This is a genomic window from Pedobacter sp. BG31 (assembly GCF_042464845.1).
Lineage (GTDB): Bacteria > Bacteroidota > Bacteroidia > Sphingobacteriales > Sphingobacteriaceae > Pedobacter > Pedobacter suwonensis.
Genome location: NZ_JBHNZK010000001.1, coordinates 553,776 through 577,135, shown reverse-complemented (window position 1 = coordinate 577,135; position 23,360 = coordinate 553,776). Strand labels below are relative to the sequence as shown.

Sequence of the window (23,360 nt, the reverse complement as noted above, 5' to 3'; positions counted from 1 at the left end):
TCGGGAAATCTAATTAAGCAGATCTCTCTCCCGAACGTTCGGGACTGCGCTTCAGTCGAGATGACGGAACTTTTTCAATAATAATACCAATACTAACCCAAAATGAACAGCAAACTAAAAACACTCCAAACCGTCCATCTTGCACTATGCTCGGGTGTATTATTTTTTGCATTGGTAACGGTATTTCTAAACCGCGAGCTTATGTTTTTTGATGCCAATCCTAAAACAACTGCCCCCTTTAACCCGATATTTCCGGTTATGGGACTAATCACCCTCTCTGCAAGCATATTTTTTTATAGAAATTTAATCGCTAAAATTGATAAAACGGCTGCTGATGATATCAAAATCAACCTGTACCAAAGTGCATTTATCATTAGTTCAGCATTACTGGAAGGTGGGGCGCTTTTCAATATTGTTGGTTTCTTTATGACACGTAATTCATTCTTTTTGATATTTGGGGCAGCTAATTTTATATTTTTGGTGTTGAAACGGCCAACTAAAGATAAATTGATTTCCACTTTACAATTGCAACATCCAAATTCCGGGTCTTTATAGGCAATTAGCCTTATCTTTGCCCCTTAATGGAATACAATGTTCACACTCTGCCAAACGGCATCCGCTTATTGCACGTGCCTGCGGCTTCAGCCATATCTCACGCATGTATCATCGTTAATACAGGATCGCGCGATGAGCCTGAAGGCAAAGCAGGTTTAGCACACTTTATAGAGCACTTGATTTTTAAGCGTACCGAAAAACGGAACACTAACCAGATTCTGAATCATTTAGAAAGCGTTGGTGCAGATTTAAATGCCTATACCACTAAAGAATATACCTGCGTACATGCCTCTTTTTTAAATCCTTATTTAGCTAGAACTTTAGATCTCTTTAACGATATACTCTTCCATTCTACTTTTCCTGAAGAGGAAATGGATAAAGAAAAAAGTGTAATTCTGGATGAAATTTCTTCTTATCTGGATCAACCGGAAGAAGCGATTAATGACGATTTTGAAGATATGCTTTTTGCAGGTCATGCTTTGGGCAATAATATTCTAGGCACAACCGAATCCGTTCAACATTTTACAAGAGAAGATGTAATGAACTTCAGAAAGGCCAATTACCGTACAAATGAAATTGTGGTGGCTATTTTAGGCAATTATACTTTAAATTATGTTGTAAAAAAGGGAAGCAAATATTTTGCAGATGTAGAAGAAAATAACCCCAAAAAAGTGCGGGTTAAACCAACTATACTTCCTCCAAGCAATAACACCATTTACAAGCCCATTATGCAGTCTCACTGCATTTTAGGTACACAGGCATATTCTACACATCAATCACAAAAGGTACCGTTGATGCTGTTGAATAATTATTTCGGCGGCAATGGAATGAGTTCGGTATTAAATCTGCAGATCAGGGAAAGATATGGCATTGCCTACACCATCGAATCCAATTTTTCGCCTTTAAGCGACACTGGCATTTTCTCTGTTTATTTCGGAACCGATAAAGAAAAACAGGCTAAAGCACTATCTTTAATTTTTAAGGAAATCAAAAAACTCAGAGATCGTCCGTTAAATGATTTACAGCTTCAGAAAGCCAAAAACAAATTTATCGGACAAATTGCTTTGGGAGAAGAAAACAGGATTGGTTTGATCATTTCGATGGCAAAAAGCCTGATCGATCATAATCAAATAGATTCGCTGGAAACCGTTTTTGAAAAAATTAACACGGTTACCACCAGGCAAATGATAGAAGTTACCAATGAGATTTTAAATATTGAGCAACTGAGTGTCTTTACGTTCTGCCCAATAGCAGAATAATTGTTAGTTTTGTAAAGAATTGCTGTCATACTGAGGTACGAAGTATCTTATCCTGATAAGCAGTCACAATAAATATAGTAGCAACTCGTCTCGCCAGAAAAGCAATGTTAGAGATTCTTCATTGCATTCAGAATGACAAACTTGCATACAATTAATGAGTTCAGATTCACTTCTGAAAAAAATATAATACAATGAAATTACCAATAGTAGCTTACGGCGATCCGGTTTTAAAAAAGGTTTGCGCCGATATCGATAAAGATTATCCGGAATTAGAAAAATTGATCAGCGATATGTTCGACACCATGTATTACGCCAATGGTGTTGGCTTGGCTGCACCGCAGATTGGTTTGCCGATCCGCTTGTTTATTGTAGATACCGGTGAAGACGAAGACGGAAACCCTGGTTATAAAAAAGTATTTATTAATGCCGAAATTTTGGAAGAAACAGGCGAAGCCTGGAGCTTTAACGAAGGCTGTTTAAGTATTCCCGATATCCGCGAAAATATTATGCGCAAACCCAATGTCAAGATTACCTATTTCGACGAAAACTGGGTAGAGCATACCGACGATGTTGATGGCATGCCTGCACGTGTGATCCAGCACGAATACGATCATATTGAAGGGAAACTGTTTACTGATAAAGTAAGTGTTTTACGCAAAACTATGCTGAAAAGTAAACTGGACGCCATTTCGAAAGGAAATATCAAGACAGATTATAAAATGAAGTTTCCGAACAAGAGCAAGAAAAGATAGGTTTTGATGGAAGATGTAAGAGGGAAAATGGAAACGTTTTCCCTTTTTTTGTCCCTGCTTTCCCTTATCAATTTCTTTGCATTCGTCATCCTGAACTTGTTTCAGAATCTTTTTAGCTATGATTACATATGTAAAAATCCGTCATTGTGAGAAGGCTTTTTCAGCCGGCAATGAGGAATACTGGTGGATCTGTCAATGGTAACGAAACGCAAGAATTTAAGAACCCTAAGAGGTACACATAAGCTAAACACAATCTGCAACGCCCTCACCATAAACTCGTTAAGAGTCTTTCTTGTTAAATAAACCGCTATGTTTCAGCCGGGATGACGAGAGTAAATAAATCCCGTATGCATAGACTAAGGACTCCAGACTTAGGGCTCAAGACTAATTCGTCCTGCTCTTATCGCCATCAAAGATCTGCTGCATTAGTTTGCCCCAGGCGAAAGGATTAAGCAGTGGATTGGTTTGCACCATATTCTTATTGATCATCCTGTCGAAATTATAACGGTAATTCTGGCTGCCAATTTCCTGCCCATCTCGTGGTAGCGTTTGGATCAAACCATCAATTGAAGAACGCGAAAGATTCTTCTTGGCAATGGCCATATCGTCATCCGCTAGTTTCATTGATAAAAACTCGCGGGTAAATTCTTCAGTGGTTGCCCAGGGAAAAACGCGCACCGAAGGTAAATCGATCACATTTGCTTTCAATTTAACCATAATGGTGTATTTGCTATCGGGCGTACTTTGTGGTATTACGGTAGAGAATTTTTTGTAACCAATGGCTGTAAATAGTATCGTATCGCCTGGGTTAACAATAAAGGTAAAATATCCCCTGTAATCGGCACCAACCCTTTTGCTCCTGGCAGAAAGATTGGTAATGGTAACATAAGGTATTACGTTTGAACTGTCGATATCGGTAATAATCCCGGAAAATTGGATCAGTTTATCCTGAGCCGGCTTTTGTTGTGCAGAAGCGGCTAAAGAAAAAATAAGGCAAATTAGGATAACACAATATCTCATTAATACAAAAGTAATTTTATTAATAAAACTTCCTTGTTAAATAGTGTTAAAGCTTATTCTTGTTCAGCCATGTTAACGGCAACCACAGACGTAATCTGAGGAACAGCTTTCATAATGGCCTGTTCAATACCAGATTTCATCGTCATAAAACTCATTGGGCAAGAACCGCAATTGCCTAAAAGCTTAAGCTTTACCGTGCCTTCAGCTGTAATTTCTTCAACAGAAACATCCCCTCCATCAGCCTTTAAATACGGCCTGATAGTTTCCAATGCCTGTTCTACTTCTTCTGTTAAATTCATTATATATATTTTAATTTATAAAAATAGTAATTTTTTAGCAATTCACGATTTGTGCATTGTTAATGGAGATCTGTTGTGCAATCTTACTGGCAATATCTCCAAATACAACATCCAATAACGGGTTTTGATTTAGTGCTACAGGTTTTCCTTTGTCACCAGCTTCGGCAATACTTTGGATAATTGGAATTTCTCCCAGAAACGGCACATCAAAACGCGATGCAAGCGCTGTACCGCCACCTTTTCCAAAAATATAATATTTGTTCTCCGGCAATTCGGCTGGTGTAAAATACGACATGTTTTCTATAACGCCTAAAATCGGGATATTAATTCCAGGCATTCTGAACATCGCCAAGCCTTTATGCGTATCAGCCAGTGCTACCTGTTGCGGTGTAGTAACCACTACCGCCCCCGAAATTGGAAAACTTTGGGTAATGGTAATGTGGATATCGCCCGTTCCCGGTGGAAGATCTACAATCAGGTAATCCAGTTCTCCCCAGTTGGTATCATTAAACAATTGTTTTACCGCATTTGAGGCCATTGGGCCACGCCAGGGTACGGGTTGGCCAGGATCAGCAAAAAAACCAAGAGATAACAATTTAATGCCATACTTTTCAATTGGCAAAATTTTGGTCTTTCCATCAGCCGTTTCTTCGGCAGCAGGTTTGGCATCAACCAGATCGAACATGGTTGGTACCGATGGACCATAAATATCAGCATCAATAAGCCCAACCTTGGCACCATCTTTAGCCAATACAACCGCCAGATTGCTTGCAACGGTAGATTTACCAACGCCTCCTTTGCCAGATGAAACCAAAATAATGTTTTTGATGTTATCTAATGATGATGAATTGCCGGGCTGAGTAACCCTTGACGTTACATTGATCATTACCTCCGCAGTGGCTGATACAAAATGCCTGATGGCATTTGTACAGGCATTTTTCAGCATTTCTTTCATTGGACATGCCGGCGTGGTAAGCTCTAATGTAAAATTGACCTGGTTATCTGTGATCTGTAAATCTTTGATCATGTTTAAAGTAACCAGATCTTTTTTAAGATCGGGATCTTCAACATTTTTAAGCGCATCTAAAACTTGTTGCGGGCTAATCTGCATGGTATTAATTTAAATTCAAAATTAACAAAACGTAGCCACAAATACTTTTATTTAGGCTTTTTAACTGTAATTTTAACACGAAATAAACATTTAATTGTTACGTTTAAGCAATTAACCATTTTAACGACTATATGCGAATACCAAAAATTAAGATCCCCAAAAAATATTTGAAAATCGGAGCCTGGTTTTTAGGTGTTTTTGTTGTTGTTTGTATCGCTTTTGGAGCCGTAGCCTACAGCAAAAGGGAAGCGCTTCTTAAAAAGATGGTGGCCAAAGCAATCGCTAAGGCCGACAAAGATTATAACCTGGAAGTTAAAATCGGATCAGCAGATTTTGCCGGACTCAGCACCGTTAAAATGACCAATATTTCTGTCGTTCCTAAAGAACGAGATACCCTTTCAAACATTAATGAGCTGAGCGTTAGCGTTAAGCTTTTTCCTTTAATATTCGGGAACGTAAAACTTTCGGAAATAAAACTGAAGGAAGGTTATGTGAGTGTAGTGTTAAAAGATTCGACCACTAATATCGATTTCATCTTAAAACGGAAGAAAAAAGACAGCATTCAGACCAATCAAAAAGCAAATTTATCAGAAATTGCCAGCAACATTTTAAATCAGGTTTTATATAAAATCCCTGATGATATGGATGTGAAGAATATGATTTTTAAGCTAAATGATCATGATACAGCCAAACTGAGCTTTGCAACCACTGCTACAATTGATGGAGGAGATTTAAAATCAACCATTGACGTAAACAACAACGAATCTACGTGGCATGTCAATGGGTATGTTGATCCTGGAAGTAAAAAGTTAAACTTTTTAGCCTATGCCGATGGAAAAAAGCTGGAATTGCCTTACCTCAACAATAAATTACACGCCAGGCTTAGTTTCGACACCTTACAAACTGAATTAAAAAATGCCAAATATAGTGGCGATGATTATAAGATATCGGGCTCCTGGTCGGTTAAAAATATGCTGATCAATCAGCCCCGTATCGCATCAAATGATATTATTGTACAAAGCGCAAAACTGGATGCCGATATTTTGGTTGGACCCAACTACATTGCCTTAGACAGCACCTCTACAGCCTATTTAAAAAATGCACAGATTCACCCTTTTGTTAAGTATACCTTAGGGAAAAACAAAATATATGAACTAAAGCTCAATGCCGAAGAACAGGATGCACAAGCGGTTTTAGATGCATTTCCACAAGGTTTGTTTGAATCGCTGGAAGGATTAAAAGTACAAGGCAAGGTTAAATACAGCCTTAACTTTTACCTGGATACCAAGATACCCGACAGCGTTCGCTTCAACTCTACACTTACACCGGTCAATTTTAAAATCTTGCAGTGGGGCAAAACCAATCTGCAAAAAATTAACAATACTTTCATTTATACACCCTATGAATATGGCAAGCCGATGCGCGATATTACCATTGGCCCGTCAAATCCGAATTTTACACCCTTATCTGCCATTTCAAAGAATTTTATCAACGCCGTTTTAACGGCAGAAGATCCTTCCTTTTTTACCCATAATGGTTTTGTGGAAGAATCGATCCGCAAATCAATTGCTGTAAATTTTAAGGAAAAGAAATTTAAGCGCGGGGGCAGTACCATCAGCATGCAGCTGGTGAAAAATGTTTACTTAAGCCGTCAGAAAACTTTGGCCCGTAAAGCCGAAGAGATCTTAATTGTCTGGCTTATCGAGCATAACCGCCTCATCAGTAAACAACGCATGTTGGAGGTATATTTTAATATTATGGAGCTGGGGCAAAACATTTATGGTATAGGGGAGGCCTCAAGGTATTATTTTGGAAAGCAACCGGCAGATTTAACTATTGGTGAAGGATTATTTCTTGCCAGCATTGTTCCCAAACCAAAAGCTTCAATGTATAAATTTATGGCCGATGGCAGCCTGAAACCTTATATGTTCAACTATTTTAGGTTTATGGGCAATATTATGGCCAGAAAAGGTTTAACGCCTGGCGATACCTCAGGTTACGGGTTTTATAATGTTCGCTTAAGGGAAGGTTTGCGTCGTTACCTGGCTCCAGACACGGCCGTGGTTGATACCTCTGCTTTCGATGATGATGGAGATGGATTGCCCGTTGTAATTGTTCACGATAAAAATAAAAGCTTCTTCGAACGTCTCTTTGGTGGCAATCCTAAAAAAGACACCACCAACAATAAGCAGATGAACGCTCCGGCCGATACCACCAAAACAAAAAAACAGTTGAGGCAGGAGCGAAGAGAAGAACGGAGACGCCAGAAGGAACTGGAAAAGAGCCTGGAGCAGTAGTTTTGAGTTGCGCATCTGAAGACTGAACTTGGGTAACAGGTTTTCAGTTAGCGGTTGTCAATTCGCAAAACAACCCAACAATAAAACAATCATCAACAAAAACCTTACAACTTTCCAACATTAAAACCTTTTTCAAACAATAACAAAGCAGCATGCACAAAATAAAAGTAGAGGATAAAGAATTCGAGATATTTTTAGAAAATGATACATTAAACAAAAGAATACGCTTGCTGGGTATCCAGATGAATGTAGATTATGAGAATAAATGCCCTTTATTCATCGGTGTGCTAAATGGCAGCTTCCTGTTTATGGCTGACCTGATTAAAGAGATTGATATACCTTGCGAAGTTGCTTTCATGCGTGTTGCATCCTATGATGGAACAGCAAGTTCGGGAAATGTAAAAGAACTGATCGGATTGCCAGATAATCTGGAAGGTAGGGATATCGTTATAGTGGAAGATATTGTTGATACAGGCCTGACTTTAACACATATTTTAAAAACGATAAAGGAAAAAAATCCGGCTTCCGTTAAAGTAGCTTCTCTTTTGCTTAAACCAAGTGCTTTAAAACACGAAATTGAAGCCTTAGAATACGTTGGCTTTGAAATACCTAATGAATTTGTAGTGGGTTACGGGCTGGATTATAATGGCCTTGGCAGAAACCTGACAGATATTTACAGAGCAACGGGCGCATAATTTTTAGATTGGATTAATTTATTTTTCGCACCTTTGCCCTATAATTTCTAAAATAATGACCATACATAAAGAAGGCTACACCACTATTGCCTTAAGCATATTGTTTATCTTCGTAATCAACGCCATAGTCGATTATAAATACCATGACATTACCTGGTTGCGCTGGTTTATCTATATCTTTTCTGCTGCTTTATTTATTATTGTGCTGCAATTTTTCCGCAACCCGAGCCGCAGCTTTTCTTCAGGCGATAATCTGGTGATTTGCCCTGCAGACGGCAAAGTTGTGGTAATTGAAGAGACGGAAGAAGGCGAATATTTTAAAGATAAACGTTTACAGGTTTCGATTTTTATGTCGCCCGTAAATGTGCACATCAACCGTAATCCGATTTCGGGGGTAGTGAAATTTTTCAAATATCACCCTGGAAAATACCTCGCCGCCTGGAATCCAAAATCGTCCACTGAAAATGAGCGTACGACCACCGTTGTTGAACATAAAAACGGCACGCCTGTATTGTTCCGTCAAATTGCAGGTGCCTTAGCACGCAGAATTGTATGGTACGTTAAAGAAGGGGATCAGGTGGTACAAACCGAACAGTTTGGCTTCATCAAATTTGGATCAAGGGTGGATGTTTTTCTTCCGGTAGGCACCAAAGTTAATGTAGAGCTAAACCAGGTTGTAAAGGGTGGGATCACTACCCTGGCAACCTTAAGTTAAAGATATTAAATAATGTATAAAAAAGCCGTCCCGATTTTGCATCGTGACGGTTTTTTTGTGATTCACATTTGATTAACACGATGTTCTGTGATGATACAAACCACGGCAACTGAAAGGGATTTTGAAACACTAAAGTATCCACCTAAACCTGATAGCAACAGAAAACCCGGATCCCGGTTTTTCATTGGGAGAGGAGTTGTGGTGGATAGCAGGAGCAAACTTTAATAACAGGCTTTGCTTTCCAAAAAAGCAACTTTTTCCCCTTATCCGTTGTACTTTCTGTATGGCAATTTCTTTAATTTACGCAGCGGTTTGTGGAAATACAAACCAAAGGATCAGAACTAATCCATAGCATCATTACCCACTTCTTTTTCTGTTGCGGCGTTACTGAGCGGCCTGTCGCTGATTAAACGTTGTGTAGGGTAAGCAAAATCCGATTTATTCCTAACTACGATCTCCATAATCTCCAGGTTAATTTCCTGCCTGATTTTCAGGAATTCAACGGAATCAAGTACGGTTACGAAATAATTGATTTCCACGTTCAGGCTTGAATCGCCAAAGCTTTTAAAAGAGGCATTTCCATCATCGCTGGTACCTTCATGATTGTTGATATAATCCTGGATTTCAGAAATAATTTTTCTTAAGGAATCAGAACTGGTTTCGTAGGTAAGTCCGATTACAAATGATACCTTACGCGAATTTCGCAAGGAGAGATTTTCCAAAACCCCATCAATCATACCCCTATTAGGGAGGGTAGCCATGGTTCTTTCAGAAGTCCTGATTCTTGTACTCCTAAAACCAACCTTTTCTACAGTACCTTCTACACCATCAACCTTTACCAGATCGCCCACCACAAAAGGCTTATCTAAAAATATGGTAAAAGAACCGATCAAGTTCTCCAGGCTCTCTTTCGCGGCCAAAGCAATGGCAATACCACCAATACCCAATCCGGTGATCAGGGTTAACACGTTAACTTCGAAAACAAAACCCAGCAGCGTGAAAAAACCGATAAAGATTACAGTTGTTTTAAGTAATTCTTTTAAAAAAGGCACTAACTGATCGTCAGCCTTATTTGCGGTAAGCGATGCTTTAAATAACAACACGTGGGTAATAAAATCAATTATCCTTAAAATAATCCAGAAAAACGATAGGATGATGCCAAACAAAAATATCCGGTCGATACAATCGCCAATAGATACCGGTATAGACTCTTTAACCTTTCCGATTAACTTGCTGTAATGGAATACAGTTACCTCTAAAGGGTGTTTCAACTGGTTGATTGAAAGATAAAGTGTGGTTAACAGAATGAAAACTTCTATTGGCTTTACCAGCAGTGCCACAAAAGCTTCATCATGTGATTGGTTTGAAAAGTTCCTGAAAAGCTTGAAAAGCAGCTTGCTTAACAGCTTAGAGACGATATTTTTGAAAACCAAGCCGAAAAGAAGTATTCCTCCGAAAAGGAAATAATCCTTTATGGTATTGCCCCAAAAAACCTGATTGAAAAAAGCAGAGTCTAACATTTAACAAAGGTATAAACAAAAAAACCTCCACGAAATTAATCGTGAAGGCTATATCTTATAATAAAGAATATTATTTTCTCAAAGATTTGATACGAGCAGCTTTACCGGTTAAAGCACGTAAATAGAACAATTTCGCTCTACGAACTTTACCATAGCTATTCACTTCAACTTTCTCGATGTTAGGAGAACTAAAAGGGAAAATACGTTCAACACCAACGCCGTTGCTCATTTTACGAACAGTAAAAGTTTCGTTAGCACCTGCACTGTTACGTTGTATTACAACACCTTGGTAAATTTGAACACGTTCTTTATTACCTTCGCGAATTTTATAGTGTACGCTCACTGTATCGCCAGACTTGAACGCAGGAAAATCTTTTTTCGCGATGGCCTGCTCTTCAACAAATTTTACTAAATCCATGATTTTAAGCTATTAAATCGATATTTCATCCCGTGAAAATCGGATTGCAATATTAGGGATTATTTTCGATAAAAAAAAACCTATTTTAATTTTTTCCACATTCTTAATGAATTCCACATTTGATTGTGTTAATTGCTTCTATTCCAAAAGATCAGGACGACGGGCTTTGGTCCGTTCTAAAGCCTGTTCATGCCTCCATTCGTTCACTTTTGCCTCATGGCCGCTCAATAAAACATCAGGCACCTTATGTCCACGCCAATCTGCAGGACGGGTATAAACCGGTGCATCCAGCAGCTCGCCTTGAAAACTATCAGACAGGGCAGAAGTCTCATCATTTAAAACCCCGGGAATTAAACGTACCACAGCGTCTACCACAATTGCTGCCGGCAGCTCTCCTCCGCTTAAAACATAATCACCAACAGATATCTCCCTTGTTACGAAAATATCCCTTATACGCTGATCTATGCCTTTGTAGTGGCCACACAAAATAATGATGTTCTTTTTTATAGATAGCTCATTGGCCATGCTCTGGTTTAACGTAACACCATCCGGACTCATGAATATTACCTCATCATATTCCCTTTCTGCCTGAAGTTTTTCGATACAGGCAGCAAAAGGTTCGATGCTCATTACCATACCACTACCACCGCCGTATTGGTAATCATCTACACTTTTTTGCTTGTTGGTGGCATAATCTCTCAGGTTATGCACAACAATTTCGGCAATGCCCTTTTTTTGTGCACGATGCAATATAGAATGGGCAAAAGGGCTTTCTAATAACGCAGGTAAAACAGTAATAATATCGAAACGCATGGAGCAAAGGTAAGGCTTTTGACGGTCAAATGTAAATAAGCCGAACCGGGATCAAAACCAGTGTATATTGTCAAAATAACTGACTAATATTTAGCGTTATAGCACTCCTGACCAAGACAGATATCTAGCCTTTTTTTATCTTGTCCACTTTCCGCCATAGTTCCTGCCACTGGTAAGTTTCTTTTCCGTCAACTTGTTTTGCACCACCCATTATACCAAGGTACCGATTACCGTCAGGCCCATCAAAAAACTTAAATTTCAAACTGGAAACAGTATTGTTTAATGGCGCACTGATAGAATAAATAACACTTTCTTTTATAAAATTCTCATTTTCTACTTCAATTTTAGCAGTTTGCCACACCACCGCTCCTTGTTCAGTTACTTTCAACTGGAGACAGTTACCCATGGTATCAAACACCTTGAGGGTTGATAAAAATGGCAGCTGTGGAGCATTAGCCTGGCCAGATGGCTTTACAAACTCCCATGCCCCAACAAAATCAGATAAAGTTGATTTCTCCTGGGCGCTAACGCAAGTTGAGTTTAAGAAAAAAAGAACGGCAACAAGAACGAATTTAAAGGCTTTTCTCATATTAATTTTAGGTTTATTGTCGCGCTAAAATGATTTCACTTTGACCATACTTTCTTCCCACTTGAGCGTATCCGATCCAGATTTACTATACACAACACCAGAAAGCTTAACGCTCTTCATATCTTTTCCAAAAACATAATGATTGATGTATTGACGATCCTTAAGCGCATACTTTCGGTTAGGCAGTTCGTAGGTAATATCAAGTAAATAGGCACCATCGCCAATCACTTTATAATGACCACTATGGGTAATCACCTGGCTATCACCTTCCTTATAGCTATTATAAAAATGGCCATCTTCCGTATAAGTGATAAAAGATCCTGTTTCTTTAACATTCTGCCAAATCCCAACAAAAGGCTTGTTGGCTTTTAAAGATAGTTTTTGTGTGGTGCAGGCTTGAAATGAAGCCACCAATAAAAGCAGCGCAATAGCTTTAGATCGTTTCTTAAACATAAAGAATTAATTAGATATAGCTAATATAAAGATTTAGATCTATATCTAATTAATTGTTTTATTGCACACTCTATTTTTCCAGGTAAACATCCAGCAAACCTTCGGGCAAACTAAGTGTGAGGATCTTTTCATCCTCATCATATTCAACAATAAAATCTTCATTTAGCGGAAACAGCACTTCGGTTCCTTTATACATCACCGTAGCCACAAATTGCTGTGGATATTCGTTTACTTCCAGAATTTCGCCTAATTCGCCTAAAGATTCATCTATCGCTAAATAACCTTTAAAATCGGTATAGAAAAATTCACCTTCTTCGCGTTCGGGCATCTGCGACAGCGGCAGGTACAATTTCTTTTTTAACAGTGGCTGCACTTTATCAATATGATCAGCATCATCAAAGTTGAAGTAACCTGTTTTATTGGCTTGCAATTTTGCCGATGCTACAAAATAAGGTACTAGTTTGCCATTCATATCTGCAAATACCACATCAAAATCAAGTTCTTCGTATTCATCAAATTCAAAAAATACCTGAACTTCTCCCTTTAAACCCCTTGTTTTTGTTACGTAACCGATATAAAATGCTTCTTCGTGTTTCATGATAATTTGCATTTTGATTCTGATGCACGAGGGATCTTTTAATAACTAGAAAGCCCCTTCGTACCTCAGGATGACATTTTTGTTTAAAAAAATAGCGTTCCGGTAACCGGAACGCTATTTTATCAGGCAAAATAATTAAAAACTATTCTGCACCTTCTTCTTTAGGAGCTTCTTCAGTTGCCTCAGCCTCAACAGCTGGAGCTTCTTCTTCAACAACTTCTTCTGCAACTGGTGCATTTTTAGCTGCGATAGTTGCTGCTCTATCTTCTTTCTTTTTAGCTTCTGCTGCTAACGCTGCTTTACGCGCATCTGCTTTAGAATTAGCTAAACCTTCTGTTTTACCAGAAATTTTACCTGCTTTAGCATCTAACCAAGCTGCAAATTTTTCATCTGCCTGTTCTTGAGTCAAAGCGCCTTTTTTAACACCACCTTCTAAGTGTTTTTTGTATAAAACACCTTTGTAAGAAAGGATAGCACGAGCAGTATCAGTAGGTTGTGCACCACTGTTAACCCAGGCTAAAGTTTTTTCGAAGTTAATTTCGATGGTAGCAGGATTGGTATTTGGGTTGTAAGAACCTAAACGCTCAATAAATTTACCATCACGTGGAGAGCGGGAATCTGCTACCACAACGTGGAAAAAAGGTTTCCCTTTTTTACCAAATCTTTGCAATCTGATTTTAGTTGCCATTTTCTTTTGTATTTATGTATTCAACATAGTTCCCGGAGCTTCATACTGCGGGGCTGCAAAGATAACTAAAATACTGGAAATTAAAAACATAGTTTAATTTCTTTGTTTTCAGGATATTTACGCCCAAATATTTGCAGATACAAATGGAAAGAATTGCGATTGATATGGACGAGGTGATTGCCGATGCCGTTGGAAAATTTATTAAACTTTATAACCGGGACTTTAACGTTCCTTTAGACTTGAAAATTGACGCTGGAAATGAAATCTATCATCATGTTCCACAAGATGTGAATCAGAAATGGTTCGAGTATATCAATGAGCCTGGTTTTTTCCGAGATCTTGACGTTATAGCCGATAGCCAAAGGGTAATTAAAGCTTTACAACAGAAATACGATGTTTACATCGTTTCGGCAGCAATGGAGTTCCGGAATTCATTGGTTGATAAATACGACTGGCTGGCCGAACATTTCCCTTTTATCGATTGGCAACACATCATGTTCTGCGGAAATAAAATTGTGAATGTTGATATCATCATTGACGACCGAACTAAAAACTTTATAAATTTTGCCGGCAGGCCATTGTTGTTTACCTCGCCACATAATTTACTGGTAACCGAATACGAGCGTGTAAATAACTGGGAAGAAATAGCAGGATTACTGTTATAATTCCTGCCATGGTCAGTTTTTATAAGCTGCAACAGAGAAATCTATAGCATTCTTTATTCCGTTACATTCCGATTGGCAATGACAATCCAGGCATTAAGCTCCTAAACCTTTACATTTCGAAAAGTGTAACATTTCTGGAAAGATTTGCTCTAATGATAAAAAAATTAAACTATGCTAGTAACCACAACGCCTACAGTTGAGGGCAGAAAAATTATAAAATATATTGGTTTGGTAACCGGAGAAACCATTATAGGTGCAAATATTTTTAAAGATTTATTTGCAGGAATAACAGATATAGTAGGAGGGAGATCGAGTTCGTACGAACGCGTTTTAAGAGAGGGAAAAGATACCGCTGTTAATGAAATGCAGCAATATGCAGCGGCACTTGGAGCAAATGCCATTGTTGGGGTTGATTTAGACTATGAAACCGTTGGTAGCGGTGGAAGCATGCTCATGGTAAGCGCCAATGGTACTGCGGTAATTTTAGCAGACTAAAAAATTTGCTTATCGCGAAAACTAAGCAAAAAACAAGAAAATCTTTCCGGTGCGGGAAAGACTTTTCTTTTAAACGTTTTTCACTTAAAACGAAAGTATGTCAATTAATTTCAGCCATTTAGAACTTACTTTCTCTGCATTAATATGCTTTATTGCATGATCAAAAGGGGTAAAAACAATTTCCCGGTTAATCTGTCCGACCATTACACCACTCTCACCCTGAATTAAACCCTCAACTGCAACTACGCCTAAGCGGCTGGCCAATACGCGGTCCATACAAGTTGGCTTACCCCCACGTTGAATATGCCCCAAAACTGAAACTTTGGTATCGTAATGTGGATATTTTTCCTGCAAAATTTCGCCAACCTTAAATGCACCACCGGTATCATCACCTTCAGCAACGATAATAATCTTTGATGATTTATCTTTACGGCTATGCTCCAGCTTGTGCAAAATATCATCCGCATTCATATTTGCTTCAGGGATCATGATGGCCTCAGCGCCAACACCAATACCACTTCTTAAAGCGATTAATCCAGAGTCGCGGCCCATTACCTCTACAATAAAAAGCCTGTCGTGGGATTCTGCCGTATCCCGGATTCTATCTACCGCATCAACAACGGTATTAATAGCCGAGTCATATCCAATAGTGAAATCGGTACCCACCAAATCATTATCAATGGTACCAGGTAAGCCCACAATCGGAAAATCGAATTCTTTGGAAAAAACATTGGCCCCCGTAAACGTTCCATCTCCACCGATTACCACTAAGGCATCAATTCCATTGGCTTTCAGGTTTTCGTAAGCTTTTTGCCTGCCTTCTACCGTTCTAAAAGCTTCACTACGGGCTGTTTTTAAAATAGTTCCACCTCGCTGAATAATATTGGCCACCGACTTACGGTCCATCGGAATAAAATCATTGTTGATCAACCCTTCATATCCACGGAGAAATCCGGTTACTTCAATATCATAATAAATAGAGCCTCTAACTACCGCTCTGATTGCGGCGTTCATGCCTGGCGAATCTCCACCAGAGGTTAAAACGCCAATATTCTTAATCTTATTCATTTGTCTATTTCTTGGCAAATCCAGATAATCCATTATCCAGGTATTGCAAATATTTATCTATATCAAATTCTACCCCAATAGGAGGCGAAACTAATTCTTTTTCATCAGTACCCAAAAGCACATAATATGGTTGCGAAATGGTATTAAATCTCTCTGCCTGCAAATGTTTGAACTTTTTACCAACGGTATTCACTCTTGTGCCTAAAATTTTAGAGTCAAATTGTTCTGCTTCCGGCAAACTGGTTTTGTCGTCAGTGTAAAGCGATACCACAATGTAATCTTCTTTCAATTTTTTTAGCACTCTGGGATCAGACCAAACCCGCGCTTCCATTTCGCGGCAATTTACACAACCATGTCCTGTGAAATCAAGAAATAACGGTTTTTTTACTTCTTTGGCATAGGCCAAAGCTTCTTCATAATCAAAAAAACCATCAATATTGTGCGGAATATGAAGAAAATCAGCATATTTACGTTTAGCATGATTGGTTGTTGCCGTTTGGTTTGATCCCCCTCCGGCATCTTGTCCAATTACAAAATCCTGCGTAGATAGCGGAGGTACCAGTGCACTTACAGCTTTCAAAGGCGCTCCCCACAAACCCGGAATAAGGTAAATAGCAAATACAAAAGTTGCCGTTGCAATGAATAGTCTTGGTACAGAAACATAAGGGAGGTCACTATCATGAGAGAACTTGATTTTACCCAATAAATAAACGCCCAAAATTAAAGCCAGTACAATCCAAATAGCTAAAAATATCTCACGGTCCAATATTCCCCAATGATAAGCCAGATCTGCTGTTGAAAGGAATTTCAGTGATAAACCCAATTCTAAAAACCCTAAAAAGACTTTAATGGAGTTTAGCCAACCACCTGATTTTGGCAGCCCCGTCATTAAACTCGGAAAAATAGCGAACATGGTAAAGATCAATGCCAATGACAGCGAAAAGCCGAACATCACGATAACAGGTGTTAATAAATCGGTATTGATGGCAACTAAAGAAGTTCCGATTAATGGTCCTGTACAAGAGAAGGAAACAACCGCCAAGGTTGCTGCCATAAAAAAGATTCCACTTAAACCTTTAGCATCAGATTTTGCGTCGAGTTTGTTCACAAATGAACTTGGCAGGGTAATTTCGAAAGCACCTAAAAACGATACGCCAAAAATAATTAATATCAGAAAGATAAAAATATTAAAAAATCCGTCTGTAGAAATTTCATTCAGTGCACTGGCGCCCCAGATTAAGGTAATGATTACACCTAAACCCACGTAAATGACAATAATCGATAAACCATAAATAATGGCACTCCTGATACCTTTCGCCCTGCTTTCGGCCCTCTTGGTGAAAAAACCAACAGTAAGCGGTACCATCGGAAAAATACATGGAAGAAAAAACGCGGCGACACCCGCCAAAAGCCCCAAACCAAAGGTTACCCAAAGCGATTGTTTAGGAGCATCTTTTCCCGATACAGGAGCTTTTACTTCTTTAACCGTATCCTTCTTAAGTGTATCATTTTCTGTTTTTACCTGCTTATTGGCGGCACTATCTTGTGCAGAGCCTACCTCAGTAAAAACGATATCATCTGGAGGAGTTGTTGCTGTGGTATCCTGTGTGACCGTTGCGTAGGTCTTAACGGCTGGCCATGCAATAAACGTTGCCGCCATTAAGAACAATAATAAAACCTTTTTCATTTGTGTGTATTTTGAAACCGTGAAATTAAGAATAATTTTAGAAACGATTTTTTTTAAACCACAACACCTTGTAGATTTTACTTTAAAAAGAAACAGTCCCAAAAATTCGGGACTGCCTGTAAACATTTTGATGTCAATTATTTAACCGGAACACTAAACTCCACTTCTTCTGGCGGAAGGCATTGCTTATCGTTACAAACCATAAACTCTACCACACCTTTAACTACAGTTGTTGCTTTGTTCAGCTTAATTTTTTGTTGAAAAATTACTGATTTTTCAAAGTAACTTACGTTCATTTTAAATGTGCTTTCGTATTTAACAATTGCTTTTGGCTCAATTGTTTTACCTACAAGACTAAAATCTTTTGATGGGGAAAAAGTAAAAGTGGTTTTTACAGGTCCTCCGTCTTTTACATTCTGAGAATAAATATGCCATCTATCATCAATCGTAGCCTTTAAATAAATTATGGCTTCAGTTTTACTTACTTTCTTTGCAGAGTATGCCCAAGTTACCGGTTTTTCGATCTGAGCAAATGCACCAACAACGGTAAAAAGTACCATCGAAAGCACCAGGGTGATTTTTTTCATTTGTGTTTTATTTTGTGTGTATAAATTCAATTTCTTTAAAGTTAAAAATTTTTACGCCATTTTTTGTATCAACTTTTAACCTGCCGTTATCTTCAACTCCTTCAATCGTTCCTTCAAAAATCCCGCCGTTGTGCTTATATAACGAAGCAACTCCGTAATTATATAGTTTCGTAAGGTAATCATTTTGTAAAATACTGAATTTGCCTGCCCTCAAAATTAGATAGTACTTTTCGATAAATATGAATATTTTATCCATAATATCCATTAAGGGAACCTCTTTTTGTAAAATTTGAATCACCGAAGTAGCACGTCCACTGATGCTCTCTGCAAATTCTGATTGATTCACGTTCAAGCCAATGCCAATTACTGATGATTTAAAAGTACTGCCTGTCAGTGTATTTTCAATCAATATCCCTCCTAATTTCTTATCCAGGTAGTAGATATCGTTAGGCCATTTCACCATTATTCCTTGCGGTATAAAACAGCATAAAGCATCACTAACAGCCAAACTAACGGCCATATTTAAGTAAAACTGCTTTTCAAGCGGCAAAAAAGAAGGCTTTAAATATATACTCGTACTGATATTTTTTCCTTCCTGTGTTTGCCAAACGCTATCCTGCTGTCCTCTTCCGGCAAACTGATGGTCTGCCATAATTACAGTGCCTTCTACTAATGGCTCGGATTTTGACACCAAATTTTTTAAAAAGTTATTAGTAGAATCAACTTCTTTTAATTTGATTAAATTTTGACCAACAAATAGTGTCGAAAAAGTGTTATTTTGCAAGTGTTGAATTTATAATATTGTAATTCCAAAATTAAAGCATTTTAATGGTAAAAAAGAAAATAGTAGCCCTTTCTACATATCTTTCTGAACTGGCCGTTCACGGCATACAAGAGAAAAAAGGAGAAGATATTGTGCGGTTAGATCTTAGAAATATTCATACTTCAGTGGCTGATTACTTTATTATAGCGAGCGCCAACTCTGCTACCCAGGTTAAAGCTATTGCCGATAGTGTAGAAAAAGAAATATATAAAGCCACTCAAGCCGACCCAAGGCATAAAGAAGGTTTCGAATCAGCAGACTGGATCATTCTTGATTATTTCGATGTGGTTGTGCACATCTTTAAAACTGAAAAGCGCCACTTTTATGGCATAGAAGAACTTTGGGGGGATGCAGAAAGCACAAATTTTCAAAGCGCATAACCTAATAGAACCATTTTGACAAAGACAAATGAACGACAATCAAAATAATAACGAAAAACAGGGAAGAAGAATCCCAAACATTCCTAAAAAACCACAAAAAGGTTCAAAATTTAATATTTTCTGGGTATATGCGGCCATTATTATAGCCATTATTGCTGCACAGTTTTTATTTACCACCGATGGAGGTAAAGAGGTAACCTACCAGAAATTTGAACAACAAATGTTGCTAAAAGGCGACGTGCAAAAAGTTGTTGCTTATAAATCTGATGATTTAGTGCGTGTAGAGGTATATATCAAGAAAGACAGTCTGAAAAAGCCAACATACGATCCATATAAAAGCAACAGCACTTTTAACGTAAATAATGCGTCAGGTCCTGTTGTGTTTTTCAATGCCGGAACGATGGATGGACTGGATAAACAACTTGCCGATTCGCAAAAAGACCTTCCAGCAAATCAACCAAGGATATTGGCAGAAAAAACCAGCCGCAGCAATCCGTTGGCAAGCTGGTTTTTAAGCATCATTTTACCTGTACTGCTTTTAATCGGTTTCTGGATTTTTATGATGCGCAGAATGGGTGGCGGTGCTGGTGGTGGTGGCCAGATTTTCAGTATCGGAAAATCTAAAGCAACACTGTTTGATAAAGAAAGCCAGGTAAACATCACTTTTAATGATGTTGCGGGTTTGGAAGAAGCTAAAACCGAGGTAATGGAAATTGTAGATTTCCTTAAAAACCCAAAAAAATATACCGATTTGGGTGGAAAAATACCTAAAGGTGCTTTATTGGTAGGTTCGCCAGGTACAGGTAAAACTTTATTGGCTAAAGCTGTTGCCGGCGAGGCCCAGGTTCCTTTCTTTTCTCTGTCAGGGTCTGATTTTGTAGAGATGTTTGTTGGAGTTGGTGCATCCCGTGTTCGCGACTTGTTTAAACAGGCAAAAGATAAATCGCCTTGTATTATCTTCATTGATGAGATTGATGCTATTGGTCGCGCCCGTGGCAAAAACGGTGTTATGGGTGGAAATGATGAACGAGAAAACACCTTAAACCAGCTTTTGGTTGAAATGGATGGTTTTGGTACCAATACACATGTGATCATTTTAGCAGCAACAAACCGTGCTGATGTTTTAGATAAAGCCTTATTAAGGGCGGGTAGATTCGACAGACAGATTTACGTTGATTTACCGGATGTTATAGAGCGTAAACAGATTTTTGAGGTACACATTGCGCCGCTTAAAAAATCGGAAGAGCTTGATACTGAGTTTTTAGCTAAACAAACGCCGGGATTCTCAGGTGCAGATATTGCAAATGTTTGTAACGAAGCAGCGCTAATTGCAGCACGTAAAAACAAATCGTCGGTTGATAAGCAAGATTTCTTAGATGCTGTAGACAGAATTGTAGGTGGTTTAGAAAAGAAAAACAAAATCATCACCCCGAGCGAAAAACGTGCAATTGCGATTCACGAGGCTGGCCACGCCACCGTAAGCTGGTTACTGGAACATGCTGCACCTCTAGTTAAGGTTACAATTGTTCCACGTGGACAAAGCTTAGGTGCAGCCTGGTACCTGCCAGAAGAGCGCTTAATTGTTCGCCCTCATCAAATGCTCGACGAAATGTGTGCAACAATGGGTGGTAGGGCTGCTGAAAAAGTAATGTTTGATACCATTTCTACTGGTGCGCTTAGCGATCTGGAGAAAGTAAACAAACAAGCGAGGGCAATGGTTACCATTTACGGATTGAACGATAAATTAGGAAACATTACTTATTATGATTCATCTGGTCAGAACGAGTATAATTTCTCAAAACCATATTCTGAGGACACCGCTTTAACTATCGATAAAGAAATTTCAGCATTAATTGAAGGCCAATACCAGCGGGCAATTCAATTATTGGAAGAAAATAAAGATAAATTGATCCAGTTGGCTGATATCCTGATCGAAAAAGAAGTTCTATTTAAAGATGATTTAGAAGTGATTTTCGGTAAAAGATTATTCGAAAATCAAGGAGAAAGCGGAAATCCCGGACACATTAAGCCCGTTGAAGCTTAAATAAATAATTTCTATTATTACATTTGCTACCCTGGTTTAACCATTAGGGTAGCTTTTTTTTATAATGAAGGATAATACGACAGCGAAAGAACAAATACTGAAAAAGATAAGGAAAGCACTATTAGAGAAGCGCGAAAATCCCTATCCTAATTTAGAAGAAAGTCCATTGTATAAAACAAATACAGATGAGCTTGAGATATTATTTGCCGAACAGCTTACGGCAATATCCGGTAATTTTATCTTCTGCGAAGACGGGATCGACTTTTTTGAAAATATGCTGCATCTGGCTGATAAGTTTAAATGGCGAAAAATATACTGCTGGGAACCAGAGCTACAGCAGTTTTTAAGCAAATACGAATTTCCATTTTACCAAACCGATAAGGATTTTGAGCAAGCTGAAGTTGGTATTACCCTTTGTGAAGCCTTAATTGCCCGTAATGGAAGCGTAATGGTAACTAACCAGGGCGCTGCAGGACGAAGGCTCAGCATCTTTCCACACCATCATATTGTGATTGCTAAGACCAGTCAGTTGGTTTTAGATCTTAAAGATGCCTTTTTGTTATTGAAGAACAAATATGGCAGCCAAATCCCATCCATGATCAGTAATATTACTGGACCAAGCAGAACGGCAGACATCGAAAAAACACTGGTTTTGGGCGCTCACGGCCCCAAAGAGCTTTTTGTGTTTTTAATTGATGATTTTAGTTAATTAAATTACCATTCATAGTATGCCTGAAAGCTTACCCAGGAATGCCATCGGTTAAATTCTCTTACAGTGTTAAATTCGGGCGAACGCCCAACAGCCATAGCGGAGAACCTTAAAGCCTTTTTCTTACAGACCGGTATCTTTGCACCCAAACCTAAATTCCAATCAAGAGTAGCTTTATTTAGCTGTCTAAAACTTATTGTATAAGGACTATCTCTAAACTGCCCCATTAATAAAGCATTGTAAAGCCAACCATTACCTTTAACACCTGCGAGGAGATGAACCTCCCATAAATTTTTATTTTCACTAGTCAAGCCAACCATATTTGACATTGGCAAAGTATTTATTGACCAATTTTTCTTGTCAAGCAAACCTAATCTCGAATTAAAACCTAAGCCTGTACTTACATAATAGCCTAGACGTACTTCAGCATTGGTACTCAATTGAAAAAAACCACGGCCATCACCGTTACCTTTTCCGATAAGTAACCAATCCTTCTTGCCGCTAATCAATAGCGTAGGTTCTCCCCCTTTCGAGATCTGGCCTTCCCATCCGTAAGGAATATCAGCAGTATTTCCGAACCAGTGATCGCGATGAATCGTTGTTTGTACTGCTTTGGAAACATTTAATCCAATGGCACCAACATTAATGCCGAATGTCATTGACTCATTACCGCCATCATCCTGCAAACCCAACCCCGTACCAATAATATTTAGGCTGGCAAATGGCCGATCATTCTTACGTTTAAATTCATGTACAGGATCATGCAAATTACCTAAATACTCCGGCGTAAACGTAGTGTTTGCCAACATTATGGTTGCATCGTATACATAATAGTCTTTAAGCATTTTGCCAAACAGTGTTTTAGCTATAAATCTATGCGGAGCGAAAACCCATGATCCGCCGAGTCTTTTATTCTGATAAATTAGGCCCAGTCCCATAGTATAGTTTCTATCCGTAGCATAAGATGGCTTTACGAATTTTAGAAAGTAATCTTGATCAACAACGATCCCGGCACGATGCAATGGTTTTTCAGATTCTTGCGAAAAAGATGCTTTAGCTAGTAAAAGCATTAAAAATATTGACAATAAAGTATTTTTCATAAGAGCAGTTGCTAATTAAT

General features: G+C 38.5%; 26 protein-coding genes. 11 read left to right on the top strand and 15 right to left on the bottom strand.

From position 1 onward, the window contains the following. The first annotated feature begins 102 nt into the window (after positions 1–102). The 3 genes from ACFE6N_RS02585 to def all read left to right on the top strand — a co-directional run bounded on the left by ACFE6N_RS02585 (position 103) and on the right by def (position 2,566). Positions 103–555 carry a hypothetical protein gene (locus tag ACFE6N_RS02585; RefSeq protein ID WP_378933531.1) on the top strand — a complete coding sequence of 151 codons (453 nt, stop codon included), beginning with the start codon at positions 103–105 and terminating at the stop codon, positions 553–555. A gap of 26 nt (positions 556–581) precedes the next feature. After that, positions 582–1,814 (top strand): M16 family metallopeptidase, encoded by a 1,233-nt coding sequence (locus ACFE6N_RS02580; protein WP_378933529.1) that lies wholly within the window; start codon positions 582–584, stop codon positions 1,812–1,814. A 191-nt stretch (positions 1,815–2,005) separates the two neighbouring features. Then, positions 2,006–2,566, top strand: coding sequence for a peptide deformylase (gene def / locus ACFE6N_RS02575; RefSeq protein ID WP_090981307.1), 561 nt, complete (start codon positions 2,006–2,008; stop codon positions 2,564–2,566). A 384-nt stretch (positions 2,567–2,950) separates the two neighbouring features. On the opposite strand, the gene ACFE6N_RS02570 is transcribed toward def, so the two are convergent. The 3 genes from ACFE6N_RS02570 to ACFE6N_RS02560 are packed head-to-tail and all read right to left on the bottom strand — an operon-like array spanning position 2,951 to position 4,996. Then, entirely contained in the window at positions 2,951–3,586 is a 636-nt protein-coding gene (locus ACFE6N_RS02570) for a hypothetical protein (RefSeq protein ID WP_090981309.1), read from the bottom strand. A 53-nt stretch (positions 3,587–3,639) separates the two neighbouring features. Further along, positions 3,640–3,885 carry a NifU family protein gene (locus ACFE6N_RS02565; RefSeq protein WP_090497495.1) on the bottom strand — a complete coding sequence of 82 codons (246 nt, stop codon included), beginning with the start codon at positions 3,883–3,885 and terminating at the stop codon, positions 3,640–3,642. 34 nt (positions 3,886–3,919) lie between these two features. Beyond that, entirely contained in the window at positions 3,920–4,996 is a 1,077-nt protein-coding gene (locus ACFE6N_RS02560; RefSeq protein ID WP_378933526.1) for an Mrp/NBP35 family ATP-binding protein, read from the bottom strand. A 131-nt stretch (positions 4,997–5,127) separates the two neighbouring features. Between ACFE6N_RS02560 and ACFE6N_RS02555 the strand changes: the two genes are divergently transcribed. The 3 genes from ACFE6N_RS02555 to ACFE6N_RS02545 all read left to right on the top strand — a co-directional run bounded on the left by ACFE6N_RS02555 (position 5,128) and on the right by ACFE6N_RS02545 (position 8,703). Further along, positions 5,128–7,293 (top strand): transglycosylase domain-containing protein, encoded by a 2,166-nt coding sequence (locus ACFE6N_RS02555; RefSeq protein WP_378933523.1) that lies wholly within the window; start codon positions 5,128–5,130, stop codon positions 7,291–7,293. Between the two features lie 152 nt (positions 7,294–7,445). After that, complete coding sequence (gene hpt / locus ACFE6N_RS02550; RefSeq protein ID WP_378933521.1) at positions 7,446–7,988, top strand: hypoxanthine phosphoribosyltransferase; 543 nt, start codon at positions 7,446–7,448, stop codon at positions 7,986–7,988. A 55-nt stretch (positions 7,989–8,043) separates the two neighbouring features. Beyond that, positions 8,044–8,703, top strand: coding sequence for a phosphatidylserine decarboxylase family protein (locus ACFE6N_RS02545; protein ID WP_090981317.1), 660 nt, complete (start codon positions 8,044–8,046; stop codon positions 8,701–8,703). A gap of 341 nt (positions 8,704–9,044) precedes the next feature. Here the strand turns inward: ACFE6N_RS02545 and ACFE6N_RS02540 are convergent, their stop codons facing one another. The 7 genes from ACFE6N_RS02540 to ACFE6N_RS02510 form a co-directional block, all read right to left on the bottom strand. Further along, a complete protein-coding gene (locus tag ACFE6N_RS02540; protein ID WP_378933518.1) occupies positions 9,045–10,223 on the bottom strand; it encodes a mechanosensitive ion channel family protein in 1,179 nt (392 codons plus the stop codon). 70 nt (positions 10,224–10,293) lie between these two features. Continuing rightward, entirely contained in the window at positions 10,294–10,641 is a 348-nt protein-coding gene (rplS, locus tag ACFE6N_RS02535) for a 50S ribosomal protein L19 (RefSeq protein ID WP_057930964.1), read from the bottom strand. Between the two features lie 138 nt (positions 10,642–10,779). Next, positions 10,780–11,454, bottom strand: a complete 675-nt coding sequence (gene trmD / locus ACFE6N_RS02530; protein ID WP_090981321.1) for a tRNA (guanosine(37)-N1)-methyltransferase TrmD — start codon at positions 11,452–11,454, stop codon at positions 10,780–10,782. Positions 11,455–11,578: 124 nt separating this feature from the next. Further along, complete coding sequence (locus ACFE6N_RS02525; RefSeq protein ID WP_378933514.1) at positions 11,579–12,043, bottom strand: hypothetical protein; 465 nt, start codon at positions 12,041–12,043, stop codon at positions 11,579–11,581. A gap of 24 nt (positions 12,044–12,067) precedes the next feature. Further along, positions 12,068–12,496, bottom strand: coding sequence for a hypothetical protein (locus ACFE6N_RS02520; RefSeq protein ID WP_378933511.1), 429 nt, complete (start codon positions 12,494–12,496; stop codon positions 12,068–12,070). A gap of 70 nt (positions 12,497–12,566) precedes the next feature. Further along, positions 12,567–13,094: a ribosome maturation factor RimM gene (gene rimM / locus ACFE6N_RS02515; protein WP_090981444.1), complete on the bottom strand. Its 528-nt coding sequence runs from the start codon at positions 13,092–13,094 to the stop codon at positions 12,567–12,569. Positions 13,095–13,236: 142 nt separating this feature from the next. Next, positions 13,237–13,782: a 30S ribosomal protein S16 gene (locus ACFE6N_RS02510; RefSeq protein WP_378933508.1), complete on the bottom strand. Its 546-nt coding sequence runs from the start codon at positions 13,780–13,782 to the stop codon at positions 13,237–13,239. 143 nt (positions 13,783–13,925) lie between these two features. Here ACFE6N_RS02510 and ACFE6N_RS02505 point away from each other — a divergent pair, with 143 nt between their 5' ends. After that, on the top strand, positions 13,926–14,447 hold the full coding sequence (locus tag ACFE6N_RS02505) for a 5' nucleotidase, NT5C type (protein WP_244950690.1): 522 nt from the start codon (positions 13,926–13,928) through the stop codon (positions 14,445–14,447). Between the two features lie 171 nt (positions 14,448–14,618). Beyond that, a complete protein-coding gene (locus tag ACFE6N_RS02500; RefSeq protein ID WP_090497467.1) occupies positions 14,619–14,942 on the top strand; it encodes a heavy metal-binding domain-containing protein in 324 nt (107 codons plus the stop codon). An 84-nt stretch (positions 14,943–15,026) separates the two neighbouring features. Here ACFE6N_RS02500 and pfkA read toward each other — a convergent pair whose 3' ends face one another. The 4 genes from pfkA to ACFE6N_RS02480 all read right to left on the bottom strand — a co-directional run bounded on the left by pfkA (position 15,027) and on the right by ACFE6N_RS02480 (position 19,068). Next, positions 15,027–16,010 (bottom strand): 6-phosphofructokinase, encoded by a 984-nt coding sequence (gene pfkA, locus ACFE6N_RS02495; RefSeq protein ID WP_090981448.1) that lies wholly within the window; start codon positions 16,008–16,010, stop codon positions 15,027–15,029. A 4-nt stretch (positions 16,011–16,014) separates the two neighbouring features. Beyond that, positions 16,015–17,697 (bottom strand): protein-disulfide reductase DsbD family protein, encoded by a 1,683-nt coding sequence (locus ACFE6N_RS02490; RefSeq protein WP_378933503.1) that lies wholly within the window; start codon positions 17,695–17,697, stop codon positions 16,015–16,017. 137 nt (positions 17,698–17,834) lie between these two features. Continuing rightward, positions 17,835–18,284, bottom strand: a complete 450-nt coding sequence (locus tag ACFE6N_RS02485; RefSeq protein ID WP_090981329.1) for a protein-disulfide reductase DsbD domain-containing protein — start codon at positions 18,282–18,284, stop codon at positions 17,835–17,837. A gap of 7 nt (positions 18,285–18,291) precedes the next feature. Then, a complete protein-coding gene (locus ACFE6N_RS02480; protein WP_378933500.1) occupies positions 18,292–19,068 on the bottom strand; it encodes a biotin--[acetyl-CoA-carboxylase] ligase in 777 nt (258 codons plus the stop codon). Positions 19,069–19,112: 44 nt separating this feature from the next. On the opposite strand from ACFE6N_RS02480, the gene rsfS reads away from it, so the two are divergent. From rsfS to ACFE6N_RS02465, 3 genes are all read left to right on the top strand, one after another. Further along, positions 19,113–19,487 (top strand): ribosome silencing factor, encoded by a 375-nt coding sequence (gene rsfS, locus ACFE6N_RS02475; RefSeq protein WP_090981333.1) that lies wholly within the window; start codon positions 19,113–19,115, stop codon positions 19,485–19,487. Positions 19,488–19,515: 28 nt separating this feature from the next. After that, positions 19,516–21,531 carry an ATP-dependent zinc metalloprotease FtsH gene (ftsH, locus tag ACFE6N_RS02470; protein WP_378933496.1) on the top strand — a complete coding sequence of 672 codons (2,016 nt, stop codon included), beginning with the start codon at positions 19,516–19,518 and terminating at the stop codon, positions 21,529–21,531. A gap of 64 nt (positions 21,532–21,595) precedes the next feature. Further along, positions 21,596–22,240, top strand: a complete 645-nt coding sequence (locus ACFE6N_RS02465) for an LUD domain-containing protein (RefSeq protein WP_090981337.1) — start codon at positions 21,596–21,598, stop codon at positions 22,238–22,240. Positions 22,241–22,245: 5 nt separating this feature from the next. On the opposite strand, the gene ACFE6N_RS02460 is transcribed toward ACFE6N_RS02465, so the two are convergent. After that, the gene (locus ACFE6N_RS02460; protein WP_378933493.1) at positions 22,246–23,340 is read right to left on the bottom strand and encodes a lipid A-modifier LpxR family protein; all 1,095 of its coding nucleotides are present in this window, start codon (positions 23,338–23,340) and stop codon (positions 22,246–22,248) included. Between the last annotated feature and the right edge of the window lie 20 nt (positions 23,341–23,360).